Source organism: Nocardia sp. alder85J (assembly GCF_020176955.2).
Classification (GTDB): Bacteria; Actinomycetota; Actinomycetes; order Mycobacteriales; family Mycobacteriaceae; genus Nocardia.
Window position 1 is genome coordinate 356,558 of record NZ_JAIUCZ020000007.1, and the last position, 15,041, is coordinate 371,598.

Here is a 15,041-nt window from a genome sequence, read left to right on the forward strand (position 1 = left end):
GACCGTTTCGGGGCTCGCGTCTCCCATCGGTTCGTGCTGCGATGGGAGATATGGCACAGCAGCCGCACGGCCGTCGCACCGCCCGCCCGGAGGTCCGGGTGGCCCGGGTCTACGAGCCGCCGGCGGCCGCGGACGGCACCCGGATCCTGGTGGATCGGCTGTGGCCGCGCGGCATCGGCAAACAGCAGGCGCGCGTGGACGAATGGGCCCGGGACGTCACGCCGTCCACCGAACTGCGCCGCTGGCTGCACGCCGATCCCGCCCGGCGGCAGCCGGAGTTCGAACGCCGCTACCTGGCCGAACTCGCCGGTGACCGGCAGCAGCAGGCGCTCGCCCACCTCCGCGAGCTGGCCGCCGCCGGTGCAGTGACTCTCGTCACATCGGTCAAGGATCCTGCGCACAGCCACATCCCGGTGTTGCTGGCCCAACTGGACCGCTGAAGATCACCCGCGAGCTGGACATTTACGGGATGTTCACCGTGCCGAACGAGATCACTCTCACCTTGGCGGCGAAATCGCAGTAACGTCGGGTGTGCGGGCCGCGGCGGTGTGGCTCGTACGGGAGGTCCTGATCGTGACTGAGCAACTCAGTGCGAGGGGGCCGGCACCCGGCCCCTGGGCCGATTGATCTAGTCGATCGATCCGCAGGCCGACCGGTCCAGCGAGAGTAGTCCGTGCAAGTGAAGCACGGGCAACGAAGGAGCCCACCGTGACTGATGCACGCTCCGTCAAAACCTTCGTGATCGACACTTCCGTGTTGCTGTCGGATCCCTGGGCCGTAACTCGATTCGGTCAGAACCAGGTGGTCCTGCCACTGGTAGTGATCAGCGAACTGGAGGCAAAACGCCATCACCACGAACTCGGCTGGTTCGCTCGGGAAGCCTTGCGCATGCTGGACGATCTGCGGATCGAGCACACTCGGCTGGATCAGAACGTGCCGGTCGGCACGGCGGGCGGCACGCTACGGGTGGAGTTGAACCACACCGATCCCGAGGTGTTGCCGGTGGGTTTTCGCACCGATACCAACGATTCCCGAATTCTCGCTTGTGCGTTGAATCTCGCGGCCGAGGGCAACCGGGTGGTCCTGGTGTCCAAGGACATTCCGCTGCGGGTGAAGGCGGGCGCGGTCGGCCTGGACGCGGACGAGTACCACGCCCAGGACGTGATCGTCTCCGGCTGGACCGGCATGGCCGAGATCGACGCGAGCTCCGAATGTGTGGACCGGCTCTACACCGAGGGTGTCATCGATCTGGACGAGGCCCGGGATCTGCCCTGCCACACCGGAATTCGACTGCTGTCGGCCAACGGTAGCGCGCTGGCCCGGATCACCCCGGACAAGCGGGTGCAGTTGGTGCGCGGCGATCGGGAGGCGTTCGGGCTGCACGGCCGGTCGGCGGAGCAGCGCATCGCGCTGGATCTGCTGCTGGACGAGAGCGTCGGCATCATCTCCCTCGGCGGCAAGGCCGGCACCGGTAAGTCGGCGCTGGCGCTGACCGCGGGCCTGGAAGCGGTGCTGGAGCGCCGCACCCAGCGCAAGGTGGTGGTTTTCCGGCCGCTGTACGCGGTCGGCGGCCAGGAACTGGGTTACCTGCCGGGCAGCGAGAGCGAGAAGATGGGCCCCTGGGCACAGGCGGTCTTCGACACGCTGGACGGGCTGGCCAGCCCGGAGGTGATGGAGGAGGTGCTCTCCCGCGGGATGCTGGAGGTGCTGCCGCTGACCCACATTCGCGGCCGGTCGCTGCACGACTCCTTCGTGATCGTCGACGAGGCGCAGTCGCTGGAGCGGAATGTGCTGCTCACGGTGCTGAGCCGGTTGGGCAGCGGCTCACGGGTGGTGCTCACGCACGATGTCGCACAGCGCGACAACCTGCGCGTCGGGCGGCACGACGGCGTGGCGGCGGTGATCGAGAAGCTCAAGGGCCATCCGCTGTTCGCGCACATCACCTTGACCCGCAGCGAGCGGTCGCCGATCGCGGCGCTCGTCACCGAGATGCTGGAGGAGTACGGTCCACGCTGATCCCGGCGTGAGAGCCGTCGCGGCGCCGGGGTTCCCGGCGCCGCGGCGCTCCGGCGGTCACCGCGATCGCGCAGGTCATGCACCTGCCTGTGGATTCGCTGTGTCCTTGCCGTGGACAATTGGGCGGATCGCCCGAAACCGCCTCGCGGTGGGTAAATTTGCGGCGTGCAAAGTTTTTTGACCGACCGTGAGCTGCTGGAATCGCTGGCGCCGGAGGTGGAAGCGAATCTGAAGCGGCACATCGCGGCCGCCGACGAGTGGCAACCCCACGACTATGTGCCGTGGGCCGAGGGGCGCAATTTCGAATTCCTCGGCGGCGTCGACTGGGACCCTGCGCAGTCGACGCTGAGTGAGACCGCGAAACTGGCGCTGACGGTGAGCGTGCTGATCGCCGACAATTTGCCTTCCTACCACCGGGAGGTCGGCAAGTACCTGCGGACCGGTCCGTGGTGGCGCTGGGTGGGCCGCTGGACCGCCGAGGAGAACCGGCACGAGATCCTGCTGCGCAATTATCTGATGGTGACACGCGCGGTCGATCCGGTGCAGTTGGATCGCTCGCGCATGGAGCACATGACCAACGGTTTCCGCCGCCCGCCGCTGCACCTGCTGGATGTGCTGGCCGAGGTCGCGTTCGACGAGGCCGCCGCCGCGATCCGGCACCGCAACATCGCCGCACTCGGCGAGAACGCCATGGTGACCGCGATCGCCGAGCGCCTGGCCGCCGACGACGAACTCCAGAGCGAGTTCTTCGCCGATCTGGTCGCCGCGGCCTTCGACCTGGTCCCCGACCAGACCATGCGGGCCGTCGCGGACCGCATCGCCGCGTTCCGGGTGCCCGAACTCACCCTCGCCGACGGCCGCAACAGCACCGAGGTGCTCACCGACGCCGGCATCCACGATCCGGCCCGCACCGCCGAGCTGGTCTTCGCACCCCTGCTGGAGCGTTGGAACGTCTTCTCCCGCACCGATTTCGGTGAGGCGGGCGAGCAGGCCCGCGCCGAACTGACCGTCGCGGCCCGTTAGTCGCCGGCCCGGGTCGCCATCAGGACGGCGAGGCCGTCGAGAATGCGATCGATGCCGAAGTTCAGGGCATTGTCGCGGGCGCCCGGGCCCTCCGGCGCGGCGAAGGCCGCGATGGTGTGCGGATAACGCCCGGCGTGCGCGGACAACGTCGCGCCGAGTTGCCGGGCCATCTCGTTCTCCAGCCCCGGCTCGCCGACGGTCTGCTGTGCCAGGGCACGAGCGTGCCCGGCCAGCAGCGCGATCGCGTCGAGGCGCTCGGCACCGGTGAGGCCGGTCTCGGCCAGCGGGGTCAGGCCGGCCTCGAACCAGCCGATCTCGTTGGGGCCCAGGGGGCGCGCCCCGACCACCAGTTCCTGCATCCACGGATGCGCGCACATCCCGTCGAACACCGCCACCGCCCAGGCGCGCAACTGCCGCCGCCACGGCGATTCCGACGAGAGCTGTTCGGCCGCAACACTTTCGGCGACGAGCTCCGGCGCCGCCCCCATCGCGAAGTCCACCATCAGCGCGGCCAGTTCCGCCTTGCCCGGTAGATACCGGTAGAGCGCCATCTTCGCGCAACCCAGCCGTTCGGCCAGCCGCTGCATGGACAGATTCGCCAGCCCCTCGGCATCGGCCAGGGCGATGGCCTCGCCGACGATGCGCTCCAGGGTCAGCGACGGTTTCGGACCTCGGCGAGGGCGATCGCGGGTGCCCCACAACAGGTCCAGCGCGGTGGGTGACGACATGACCTCCATCCTTCCGAACGATGCTTGACGAAGAAACTGCGTCCATCGTACGCTTATCGCATTCAACAGCGTCCCATGGACGCAGTAAGCGGGAGGAACAGCAATGCGCAACACCACCGTCCTCATCTCCGGCGCGAGTATCGCCGGACCGGCGCTGGCCCTGTGGCTGGCGCGCTACGGCTGCACGGTCACCGTCGTCGAGAAGTCACCCACCCTGCGCCGCGGCGGGCAGGCCGTCGACTTCACCGGAACCACCCACCACACCGTGCTGGAACGAATGGGCGTCCTCGCCGACATCCGGCGTCGCCAGACCGGGAAGACCGACACCGTCCTGCACGACGGGTCCGGCCGCCGCCGGGCCGTCATCTCCGGCGATTTCACCGGCGGCGACATCGAGATCCTGCGCGGCGACCTCGCCGACATCCTGTACCGGCACACCGCCGACCACTGCGAATACCGCTTCGGCGATACCGTCACCGCGCTCACCGACACCGCCGAGGGCGTGCACGTCGAATTCGAACACGCCCCGCCCCAGCGCTTCGACCTGGTGATCGGCTGCGACGGCATGCACTCCCGGATACGCCGCCTGGCCTTCGGCCCCGAATCCGATTTCGTCGCCCACAAGGGCTATTACTATGCGATCGCCGGCGCCTCCCCCTGGGAATCGCCCGCCGACGGCCCGCGTGAGCGCGCGGTGGCGCACGGCTGGAACACCCCCGGCCGCCTCGCCACCTCCGGCGGCTCCAAGGCGGCCCAGCTGTACCTGTTCGCCGCTCCCCGGCTGGACTGCCCTCGCGACGACCTCGACGCCCAGCGCCGCCTGCTCGCCGACCGCTTCGCCGGCATGGGCGGCGAGGTCCCCCGCATGCTGGCCGAACTGCCGGGCCTGGACGGCTTCTATTTCGACTCGCTGAGCAAGGTGACGATGCCGGACTACACCCGCGGCCGCGTCGCCCTGGCCGGCGACGCCGCCCACGGCAACACCCTGGCCGGTTTCGGCACCGGCCTGGCCGTGGTCGGCGCCTACGTCCTGGCAGGCGAACTGCTCACCGCCGCAGGCGATCACACCGTCGCCTTCCCTCGCTACCAGAAGATCATGAAGCGCCACGCCAAACTCGCCGACGGCTCCCACCCCGGCCGGTTCCTGGCCCCGAAAACCGCACTGGGACTGCGCTTCCGCAACTGGTTCCTCGGCTCCCGCGGGATGGATCTGACGGCCAAGTACGCCGACCACGCCAAGAACGACATCGAGTTGCAGGACTACCCGGCCTTCGCCGCGGCACACGATACCGAATACCACTGAGCGACAACTGTTTCCGCACCCACTTCTGGGTTGCGGCGATCGAGGGCCCGCCTCGGCCACCCGGCCTTCGGCCGACCGAGCCCTTGCCCCGCTGCCCGATTCAGCAGATCACCGGCTATCCGCCGACAACTCCGCTGCTCGAGAACGGGCTCGCTTCCGGGACGGCGATGTTCTACAGTGACCAGCTGTAGGGGTTGAGCATGTCCACGGGGAGGACAACGATGAAATCAGTTGCCGGACAGCTGTGTTCGAAAGCGTTTTGGACGGCCGCCGCGCTGGTCACCGTGGTCGCGGCCACCGGTTGCGGAGGCGGCGACACCGGTGTCACCGCCGACCCGGACAAGGCGCAGATGGAGTCCACGCTGCGGACGGTGATGAGCGCCAAGAATCCCGGTGACGCGTCCGCCCAGTTCTGCGCCCAGTTCGCGGACATCTTCAAGAGCATCCCGCCCGAAATGACCAGCAACTTCTCGACCGTCCGGCCGAAGGGCACGCTGACGAAGCTGGAGGCCGTCCAGATCACCGGCGACAAGGCCACCGCACAGGCCGTCGGGAAGACCGACACCGGCGGCGACGCCAGCGGTCCGGTGACCTTCCGCAAGGAGAACGGCACCTGGAAGTACTGCCCCGACATGGGTTTCCCGGTCCCGAGCCCCGCGCCGACGAAGTGACCCGGGCCGAGGTGATCGGGCATGAGAATCCCTGGTGTGCCGCGTTCGCGCCGTGCCGTGCTGCTGACGGTGGCGGCGGTCGTCGTGGTGGCGGTCGTCGCTACCGTGAGTATCTTCCTGTCGCTGGGCCACAGCGTATCGCCCACTGAGCGGGAAGCGCGGGACGAGGCGGAGATCGAGCATGTGCTGCGCACCGTGCTGGATGCCGACCGTCCCGCGGCGGTGATCGACCTGCACAGCGCGAAGGTTCGGGAACGGTTCCACCTCGCCCGGTCGCGCGGGGTACTGCCCGAGAAATCCGATCGCAGTGATCAGGGCCAGATTCTGTACGTCAGCAACTATGTGATCGAAGGCGATCTGGCCAACGCCGATGTGACGCGGCTGTATCCGGATCTCATGGAGACCACGACCACATTCATCCTCGTCAGGGAGAGCGGGAAATGGCTCCTCGCCGAATAGCATTCGCCTCCCGGCGCACGAGACTCGCACGACTCGCGGCGCTCCTGATCACCCTCGCCGTGGCATGGACGATGAGCATCGGCACCGCTGTCCAGGCACAGGCGCCGGCGCCACCACCACTCGACCCGGCTTGTACCACGTGGTCACAGCGCGCCCTCGCGCACAATACCGAGACCAACGCGCACAATGCCGAAGCGCCCTCGATCGACCGCACCGACGTCGGCGCGGTGACGTCGTTCGACAACGTCAGCAAACAGCTCAACGACGAGAAAGCAACTCTCGACGAGCAACGCGCCGGCTGCGTCACCCAATTCCAGCAGATGCAGAAGAGCGCCCGAGCGGGCGCGCCCGGCAAGTCGGCGACGGGCCCGAAACCGCCGCGCGGCCCGCCGACCGCGATCGAAAAACGCAACGCCCCCATGGCCGAGAAGGTCAACGATCCGGCCTACCTCGACCGCTATTACGACAACGCCGGTCCGGACGGCGAATTGCGCCGTCGCAATGCCAATCAGATCGATGAGAACGGCGAGCCGGTCCCGATCATCCGCCAGGATCCGGCCGACAGCACTCGCTACATTGCGGCCGCCGCCCCGACTCCCCCGAAATTCGTACCGGGCTCCGTCGACCACCAGACGGCGTCGCTACCGCAGTGGATGGACGCGTCCGAGGCGATGGAGGCGCGCTCGATGGCCATCCTCTCGGTCAAAACATGGCTGGCGCAGAAACAATCGGAAATTGCGGACACCGGTGCCGCCACTGCCCAGACCGAGGCCGAACTCTCCCAGGCATATGCCGCACAGACCTCGACCGGCCAGGAGATCGGCCGATACGCCGGTGACCATTTCCTCGACTACACCTATCCACTCGACAGATACGATCGGAGCCCGCCGCTCACCGATCCGAACAACACGCGATCCGGAACGTTCGACAAGGTTTACGAGGTCACCGACAAGTCGACCGGCAAGAAGAAGATCGTCATCGTCGAAGAAAAAGGACCGGAGTCCGCGCTCGGTACCCGCGTGGGCTTGAAAAACGAGGATTGCAAACAGGGTTCACGCTGCTACTACGACAGTATCGTCAACGCACTGACGCGCAGTAGTTCCGAGATCGAACAGGACCTGGGGCTTCGGCTCCTGGCTACGGCCGATTCGGATATCGAATACGTTCTGGTACGCGCCGCCGTCGCAAGCGAGCAGCGGGACGGGGTCGTCACGCAAAGGTACGATGGGTACCGAAGCGAGCAGTTCGACCTGACAAGATAGATGATCGTGACCGTGATTGTGGAGCGCCACCCCATCGATCTCTCCGCCTTCGAAGGTCGCGCCGACAAGTACGCCGGCCATCTCACCGGATTGCTGCCGCTACTGGAGACGATGCCCGACAAGTTCGTGTTCGTCTGCTCTCTCGCGGAATCATTGCTGTCGGTTCAGTTGCTGACCGATCCGGAAGGAAGCGGCCGACCGGTACAGGAGACCGCACTGCGGAGCGAACAGGCAACAGTCGGCTTGTTCCGGGTCACCGACGCCGGTTTCGCCGGACAAACCGACCCGGTACGAGTTCGGATACTGGACACGACCCTCGCTGTTCCTGCGAAGCGGAATCATGCTGCGACCCAAGGGAAGTGGCAGGACGCGTTCTGGTGGTCCCGTATCGCTCGCGACGGTGGTGCCGCCGACCTGCTGGCACACTTCGCAGTCGACCGGCTACGTGACACCGGCGACGGCAGTCGGTCCAGCGAATTCAGCTACCAGTGGGTGACCATCCTCCAGAATGCCTGGCTGCGAGGCCCGGGCAGCCAAGCGGGAGAAGTGAATTCCTTGTCCACCGTCAGTGAGGTCGGCGGGCGAGAGGGGCAGCGCGTCACCGACCGGTTGATACGCCCGCCGATGGAAGTCTTCGACGCCCTGGCAGTGCAGAACGGCGAACAGTTCAACCGCCTACTGGCCGATGCGCTGACCCAACACCGCAAATTCTTCGGGACCGCCCGGTGGCGAAACGACCCCATCGGGTTCCTGTCCGTCCCCCTGCTCGCCCTCGCCTGCTGGGCCCACGACCTCGGCCTGCCGGTCGATGTCGAATCCGACTACATCCCCAGGCATTTCATCGAGAATCCCGACTGGGCAACCGAGCTCGCCGCCACCTCCACGCAACCCTGAGGTGGCGGCCCGCACTCCCGAAATCTATTGCCCGTCCTGCACTTTCGCCATCGACAACACATCCAGCCGCCGATCCAGCTCCTCGGTCGACAACGTGTCGCCGATCAGCCCACGATCGATCACCGTCTGCCGGATCGTCTTGTGCTCCTTCAGCGCCTCCTTCGCCACCGCCGCGGCCTCCTCGTAGCCGATCGCCGAATTCAGCGGCGTCACAATGGAAGGTGAGGATTCGGCCAGGCGGCGGAGGCGTTCGGTGTCGGCGGTGAGGCCGTCGACGCATTTGTCGGCGAACAGGCGGGAGACGTTGGCCAGCAGGCGGATCGACTCCAATATGTTGCGCGCCATCACCGGGATGTAGACGTTGAGCTCGAAGGCGCCGTTGCCGCCGCCCCAGGCGACGGCTGCGTCGTTGCCGATCACCTGGGCGGCGACCTGGGTAACCGCTTCCGGCAGTACCGGATTCACCTTGCCGGGCATGATCGAGGAGCCCGGTTGCAGGTCGGGCAGGTGCAGTTCGCCCAGGCCGGTCAGCGGGCCGGAGCCCATCCAGCGGATGTCGTTGGCGATCTTGGTGAGGCTGATCGCGACCGTGCGCAGCGCGCCGGACAGTTCCACCAGTCCGTCACGCGCGGCCTGGGCCTCGAAGTGGTCACGGGCCTCGGTCAGCTCGTCCAGGCCGGTGACCCGGCGCAGCTCGGCGGCGACCAGGCCGCCGAAGCCGGCGGGCGCGTTCAGGCCGGTGCCCACCGCGGTGCCGCCGATGGCCAGTTCGCCCAGCCGGGGCAGCGTCGCCAGCAGGCGTTCCATCCCGGCCTCGGTCTGCCGGGCGTAGCCGCCGAATTCCTGGCCGAGGGTCACCGGGACGGCGTCCATGAGATGGGTGCGGCCGGATTTCACCACCTCTCGCCACTGGATCGCCTTGTCCAGCAACCGAAGTCGCAGGTGGTCCAGGGCGGGGACGAGGTCCTTCACCACCGCCTCGGTCGCCGCCAGGTGGGTGGCCGTCGGGAAGGTGTCGTTGGAGGACTGCGACATGTTGACGTCGTCGTTGGGGTGCACGGTGACCCCGGCGCGCGCGGCCAGGGTCGCGATCACCTCGTTGGCGTTCATGTTCGAGCTGGTGCCGGAGCCGGTCTGGAACACGTCGATCGGGAACTGGTCGTCGTGGCGGCCCTCGGCGATCTCGGTCGCGGCCGCGATGATCGCCTCGGCCTTCACGGGGTCCAGCAGGCCCAGATCGCGATTGACCACGGCGCAGGCCGCCTTCAGCAGGCCGAGTGCCCGGATCTGCGCGCGTTCCAGACCGCGCCCGCTGATCGGGAAGTTCTCCACGGCCCGTTGGGTCTGCGCCCGCCACAGCGCGGCCACCGGGACCCGAACCTCACCCATGGTGTCGTGTTCGATGCGGTATTCGGTCTGGTCATCGCTCATGAATCCGACACTAAGCGCGGTATCACCGAAAGTGGGCTGCCACGCGTGAGTGGATTCGCACACGAACGCCGGGAATATCGGACATCGCTTATACGCGCGACGCCGGGTGTTTACCAGGGCCGGTTTGTCACTGCCGAACCGCTGCCACCTGGCGGTAGGTTGACGACCATGAGCATTCGCCTCGGATATCAGATGCCGTACTTCAGCAATGCCGCTTCGCCGCGCGAACTTTTCCCGCAGGTGATCGCCCAGGCGCAGGCGGCCGAGGCGGCGGGCTTCGACGCTGCGTTCGTGATGGACCACTTCTACCAGCTGCCGCTGATCGGGACGCCCGACGAGCCGATGCTGGAGGCGTACACCGCGCTGGGCGCCCTGGCCACCGCCACCTCGCGGATCCAGTTGTCCACCCTGGTCACCGGCAACACCTATCGCAATCCGGCCATGCTGGCCAAGACCGTCACCACCCTCGACATGGTCAGTGGCGGGCGCGCGGTGCTGGGCATCGGCGCGGGCTGGTTCGAGCTGGAACACAACGCCTTCGGATACGAATTCGGTACCTTCACCGATCGGTTCCAGCGGCTGGAGGAGGCGTTGCAGATCATCGCGCCGATGCTGCACGGCGAGCGGCCCACCGTGGACGGCAAGTGGTACCACACCAAGGAGGCCATGAACGAGCCGCGCATCCGCGACGATCTGCCGATCATGCTCGGCGGCGGTGGCGAGAAGAAGACCTTCGGCCTGGCCGCGCGGTACGCCGATCATCTGAACATCATCTGCAACCCGGCCGATCTGCCGCAGAAGGTCGACGCGCTGCATCAGCGCTGCGCCGAGGTGGGCCGCGATCCGAAGACGCTGGAGACCAGCTTCCTGGCCTTCACGATCATCGACTCGGACGGCGACCGGGCCCGGAAGTTGAAGCAGGACATGCTGGATCGGCAGGCCGCGCTCAGCGGCGGGGCCACCGCCGAGGAGCGGATGTTCGTCGGCGACCCGGACGATGTGGCCGAGCAGCTCCAGCGTCGCGTCCTCGATCAGGGCATCGACGGCGTCATCTGCAACATGATCGCCAACGGTCACGAGGAAGGCGTCCTCGAGGTGGCCGGGAAGGCGCTCGGACCGCTGCTGCACAAGTGAGCGGATCCCGGTCCGGCCGGTGAGCAGTCCGCTGGTCCACCGGTGAGCCCGCCCGCAGACGCGATCCGGACCTCGGTTGCCGAGTGACCGGGACCGGGTCTACGACGAACGAGCCCCCTGTGCCGAAGCGCAGGGGGCTCGAAGCTTTCGTGCGGGCGCTCAGCCGAGCAGGCGCCAGTCCTCCAGGCCCTCGTACAGCGGGAAGTCCCGGGCCAGCTTCGACACCCGGCCGCGCAGCGTGTCGGCATCGGACGCGCCGGTCAGGGCGGTGGCGATGATGTCGGCGACCTCGGCGAATTCGGTGTCACCGAAACCGCGGGTGGCCAGCGCCGCCGTGCCGATGCGCAGCCCGGAGGTGACCATCGGCGGACGCGGGTCGAACGGCACCGCGTTGCGGTTGACGGTGATGCCGATCTCGTGCAGCAGATCCTCGCCCTGCTGCCCGTCCAGCTGCGAGTTGCGCAGGTCGACCAGCACCAGGTGCACATCGGTGCCGCCGGTGAGCACCGTGATGCCCTTGTCCTGCACATCACGCGCGGTCAGCCGCTCGGCCAGCAGTTTCGCCCCGGACAGCGTGCGCTCCTGCCGCTGCGCGAACTCGGCGCCGCCGGCGATCTTGAACGCCACCGCCTTGGCCGCGATCGCGTGCATCAGCGGCCCGCCCTGCTGACCGGGGAACACCGCGCTGTTCAGCTTCTTGGCGAACTCCTGCTTGGCCAGGATCAGGCCCGAGCGCGGACCGCCGAGGGTCTTGTGCACGGTCGAGGACACCACATCGGCGTGCGGGACCGGCGAGGGGTGCAGCCCGGCGGCGACCAGGCCGGCGAAGTGGGCCATGTCGACCCACAGGTAGGCGCCGACCTCGTCGGCGATCTCCCGGAACGCCGCGAAGTCCAGGTGCCGCGGGTACGCCGACCAGCCGGCCACGATCACCGTGGGCCGGGCCTCCTTGGCCTGCTTGCGCACCTCGTCCATATCGATGCGGTGGTCTTCCTTGCTGACCCCGTAGGCGTGCACCTCGTACAGCTTGCCGGAGAAGTTCAGCCGCATGCCGTGGGTGAGGTGGCCGCCGTGCGCCAGGTCCAGGCCCAGCAGCCGGTCGCCCGGATTCATCAGCGCCATCAGCACCGCCGCATTGGCCTGCGCGCCGGAATGCGGCTGCACATTGGCGAATTCGGCGCCGAACAGCTCCTTGACCCGGTTGCGGGCCAGATCCTCGACGACGTCGACGTGCTCACATCCGCCGTAGTAGCGCCGGCCCGGATAACCCTCGGCGTACTTGTTGGTGAGCACGCTGCCCTGCGCCTGCAGCACCGCGCGCGGCACGAAGTTCTCGGAGGCGATCATCTCGAGCGTGTCGCGTTCGCGGGCGAGCTCCCCCGCCATCGCCGTCGCGAGCTCGGGATCCAGCTCGGCGAGCGATTGGGTGTTGACAGAAGCGGTCGTCTGGGTCACCAGGACAGTCTAGGCAACCGTCCGGCGCCGTCCGGGGTGGGCTCCCCCGGTTTCCGGGGCTGACTACCTGCCCGGAATGCCGTAACGTACGCCGCGCGCACGTCGCATCCGGCTTTCGCCGGGTGAGTTCACGTCATGAGTTCACAGAGGTACCAATGCTCTTCTTCGCGGCGCCCATCGCATCCACCGGCACCCTCCTCGACACCATCCTGGCCCTGCTGGCCTCCGCATGCAGCATCTCCTCCAGCAACAACACCGCATGCAGCACCTGGACCACCTTCTAGCTCAGGCCATCCGCCGGATCGCGCCGGGGGTGAGCGGCTCGTCCAGCAGCCGGCCGAAGCGATCGGCCCGGTCGTCGGCGTCGGCCGCGCGATCCAGCCAGTCGCCCAGCAGCCGGTAACCCTCCACGTAGGTGCTGATGTAGGCGCGCCACAGCGGCGACGACAGGAAGCGCAGCGACTGCCTGGCCCGTTCCGGTGTGGTCAGGCTCCAGCGTTGCAGGAATTCGGCCACCTCGTCGGCATCGCGGCCGCGGTCGTGCAGCAGCAGGGCGGCGTCCTGCCGCACGCCGAGCAGTTTCGCGGCGGCCGTCGAAACCCGTTCCGCCCGCTCACCGTCGAAGCGCAGGCCCAGATCGGCGTAGATCTCCTCGGCCCAGCGACCCCAGCCGGGACCCACGATCGACTTCAGCGCCAGATCCGCCAGGCCCTCGGCCATCAGGCATTGTGGCGTATTGACCAGAAACAACGTCTGCTCGGCCTGGCCGGCCGACACCAGCCCGGCCTCCTTGCGGCAGTGCTCGGTGTGGTGCCCCGGATACGCCTCGTGCGCGATCAGCGCGGGCAGGTGCGCCATGTGCTGTTTCAGGTCGGAGTTGATGGCGACCTTGGAGCGGTAGTCACCCAGGTAGTAGTTGAAGCCGGACCACGGCTTGTCGCCGACCACCTCGTATTCGACCTGCTCGTGGTCGGGCAGCGGGTAGCGCGCCCGCACCTGCTCGCGCAGTGCGCCGGAGAAGGCGTCCACGCAGGCGCGCAGCCGCTCCGGCGGGATCTCGTCGGCCTTGCGGTGCGCGGTCATCCGGTCCAGCAGCGGCCCGTCACCGGCCAGCACCTCGTCCAGCTGCCGGTGCGCCTCCCGGTAGTCCTCGACGTCGCCGGGGGCGATGTCGACGTCGAAGTACTCCCGGACCTCGTCGACGAACCCGATGGCGTCCCCGGCGAACTTGCGCGCGGAGCATTCCAGCGCCCGCAGGTGCACGTCCAGGAATTCCGCGCGCGCTGCCGGCAGGTCGGCGCCGGACAGTTCCCGGCGCAGCGCCGCCGCCCGGCGCGCCAGCTCGCGCGGCTGCGGGGCGGGCCCGTCGGCCACCTCCCGGCGCAGCGCCGGATCGCCGGTGTAGGCGTCGACGAAGCCCGGTTCGAGACGGTCGAATGCCAGCCCCAGCCGGAGGTATTCCGGCACCAGCGAGTGCGCGTCCATGTCCGGAGACGATAGCCCGCCCACCGGGGCCCGTGCAGTGCCGCGAGCGCATCCGGGACTCGCGCGCATCCCCGGCAGAGAGAAATGTCACTCCAAGTTACCGATGAGTAGTACGACCCGGGGTGCAGCACACTGTTGCCCCGGAGGAGAATTCGTTCATGCGAGCAGCGTCGACCGGATCACGCCGTGGCGGCGAAGCACGCGGCGAACAACGAAGTTTGGCGGGACGGGGTCGTGGGTAAATGGCACGGATGAGCGAGCCGAGTCCCTATGTGGAATTCGACCGTAAACAGTGGCGCACGCTGCGGAAATCCACTCCTCTGGTACTCACCGAGGAAGAACTGACCGGGCTGCGCGGACTCGGTGAGCAGATCGACATGGAAGAGGTGGCCGAGGTCTATCTGCCGTTGGCCCGGCTCATCCATCTCCAGGTGGCGGCCCGGCAGCGATTGTTCGCCGCGACCGCGACGTTCCTCGGCGAAACCCACCCCGACCACCAGGTACCGTTCGTCATCGGCATCGCCGGCAGCGTGGCGGTCGGCAAATCCACCACCGCCCGCGTGCTGCAGGCGCTGCTGGCGCGCTGGGAGCACCACCCCCGGGTGGACCTGATCACCACCGACGGATTCCTTTATCCCACGGCCGAGTTGAATCGCCGGGGAATCATGCACCGCAAGGGTTTTCCGGAAAGCTACAATCGGCGCAAGTTGCTGCGTTTCGTCACCGAGGTGAAATCCGGTGCGGCCGAGGTGTGCGCACCGGTGTATTCACACATCCTGTACGACATCGTGCCGGACGATTTCCACTGTGTGCGGCAGCCCGACATCCTCGTCGTGGAAGGGTTGAACGTACTCCAGACCGGGCCGCGATTGATGGTGTCCGATCTGTTCGATTTCTCCATCTATGTCGATGCCCGCATCGAGGATATCGAGCAGTGGTATATCAATCGCTTTCTCACACTGCGTAAAACGGCATTCTCGGATCCCAATTCGCACTTCCATCACTATGCGAAGTTGACCGACGACGAGGCCACCGCCACCGCGCAGGACATCTGGAACTCGACCAACCGGCCGAATCTGGTGGAGAACATCCTGCCGACCCGGCCGCGCGCGACGCTGGTCCTGCGCAAGGACGGCGACCACACGATCAACCGGATCCGGTTGCGCAAGCTGTAGAACCG

General features: G+C 67.5%; 15 protein-coding genes. 11 read left to right on the plus strand and 4 right to left on the minus strand.

Annotated elements, in window-relative coordinates; genetic code table 11:
- Positions 1-50: 50 nt before the first annotated feature.
- From LBW94_RS27420 to LBW94_RS27430, 3 genes are all read left to right on the plus strand, one after another.
- A complete protein-coding gene (locus LBW94_RS27420) occupies positions 51-440 on the plus strand; it encodes a DUF488 domain-containing protein (protein WP_266272227.1) in 390 nt (129 codons plus the stop codon).
- A gap of 268 nt (positions 441-708) precedes the next feature.
- Positions 709-2,016 carry a PhoH family protein gene (locus tag LBW94_RS27425; RefSeq protein WP_225054966.1) on the plus strand — a complete coding sequence of 436 codons (1,308 nt, stop codon included), beginning with the start codon at positions 709-711 and terminating at the stop codon, positions 2,014-2,016.
- 165 nt (positions 2,017-2,181) lie between these two features.
- Positions 2,182-3,039, plus strand: a complete 858-nt coding sequence (locus tag LBW94_RS27430) for an acyl-ACP desaturase (protein WP_225054967.1) — start codon at positions 2,182-2,184, stop codon at positions 3,037-3,039.
- Here the strand turns inward: LBW94_RS27430 and LBW94_RS27435 are convergent.
- Positions 3,036-3,776, minus strand: a complete 741-nt coding sequence (locus LBW94_RS27435; RefSeq protein ID WP_225054969.1) for a TetR/AcrR family transcriptional regulator — start codon at positions 3,774-3,776, stop codon at positions 3,036-3,038. The genes LBW94_RS27430 and LBW94_RS27435 overlap by 4 nt on opposite strands.
- A gap of 94 nt (positions 3,777-3,870) precedes the next feature.
- Between LBW94_RS27435 and LBW94_RS27440 the strand changes: the two genes are divergently transcribed.
- From LBW94_RS27440 to LBW94_RS27460, 5 genes are all read left to right on the plus strand, one after another.
- Positions 3,871-5,070, plus strand: coding sequence for an FAD-dependent monooxygenase (locus LBW94_RS27440; protein ID WP_225054971.1), 1,200 nt, complete (start codon positions 3,871-3,873; stop codon positions 5,068-5,070).
- Positions 5,071-5,291: 221 nt separating this feature from the next.
- Entirely contained in the window at positions 5,292-5,741 is a 450-nt protein-coding gene (locus LBW94_RS27445) for a hypothetical protein (protein ID WP_225054973.1), read from the plus strand.
- Between the two features lie 57 nt (positions 5,742-5,798).
- Positions 5,799-6,200, plus strand: coding sequence for a hypothetical protein (locus tag LBW94_RS27450; protein ID WP_225054974.1), 402 nt, complete (start codon positions 5,799-5,801; stop codon positions 6,198-6,200).
- Positions 6,201-6,271: 71 nt separating this feature from the next.
- Entirely contained in the window at positions 6,272-7,462 is a 1,191-nt protein-coding gene (locus tag LBW94_RS27455) for a hypothetical protein (RefSeq protein ID WP_225054976.1), read from the plus strand.
- Between the two features lie 6 nt (positions 7,463-7,468).
- On the plus strand, positions 7,469-8,356 hold the full coding sequence (locus LBW94_RS27460; protein ID WP_225054978.1) for an immunity 49 family protein: 888 nt from the start codon (positions 7,469-7,471) through the stop codon (positions 8,354-8,356).
- Between the two features lie 24 nt (positions 8,357-8,380).
- Here LBW94_RS27460 and LBW94_RS27465 read toward each other — a convergent pair whose 3' ends face one another.
- Positions 8,381-9,787 carry a class II fumarate hydratase gene (locus LBW94_RS27465; protein WP_225054980.1) on the minus strand — a complete coding sequence of 469 codons (1,407 nt, stop codon included), beginning with the start codon at positions 9,785-9,787 and terminating at the stop codon, positions 8,381-8,383.
- Between the two features lie 168 nt (positions 9,788-9,955).
- Here LBW94_RS27465 and LBW94_RS27470 point away from each other — a divergent pair, with 168 nt between their 5' ends.
- Positions 9,956-10,921 carry an LLM class F420-dependent oxidoreductase gene (locus LBW94_RS27470; RefSeq protein ID WP_225054982.1) on the plus strand — a complete coding sequence of 322 codons (966 nt, stop codon included), beginning with the start codon at positions 9,956-9,958 and terminating at the stop codon, positions 10,919-10,921.
- 159 nt (positions 10,922-11,080) lie between these two features.
- Here the strand turns inward: LBW94_RS27470 and glyA are convergent, their stop codons facing one another.
- Positions 11,081-12,376 (minus strand): serine hydroxymethyltransferase, encoded by a 1,296-nt coding sequence (gene glyA / locus LBW94_RS27475; RefSeq protein WP_225054984.1) that lies wholly within the window; start codon positions 12,374-12,376, stop codon positions 11,081-11,083.
- 155 nt (positions 12,377-12,531) lie between these two features.
- Here glyA and LBW94_RS27480 point away from each other — a divergent pair, with 155 nt between their 5' ends.
- Complete coding sequence (locus LBW94_RS27480; RefSeq protein ID WP_255633744.1) at positions 12,532-12,660, plus strand: hypothetical protein; 129 nt, start codon at positions 12,532-12,534, stop codon at positions 12,658-12,660.
- 1 nt (position 12,661) lies between these two features.
- Here the strand turns inward: LBW94_RS27480 and LBW94_RS27485 are convergent, their stop codons facing one another.
- Positions 12,662-13,861 (minus strand): DUF885 domain-containing protein, encoded by a 1,200-nt coding sequence (locus LBW94_RS27485; RefSeq protein ID WP_225054986.1) that lies wholly within the window; start codon positions 13,859-13,861, stop codon positions 12,662-12,664.
- A gap of 242 nt (positions 13,862-14,103) precedes the next feature.
- Between LBW94_RS27485 and coaA the strand changes: the two genes are divergently transcribed.
- Entirely contained in the window at positions 14,104-15,036 is a 933-nt protein-coding gene (coaA, locus tag LBW94_RS27490; protein ID WP_225054988.1) for a type I pantothenate kinase, read from the plus strand.
- The last annotated feature ends 5 nt before the right edge of the window (positions 15,037-15,041 follow it).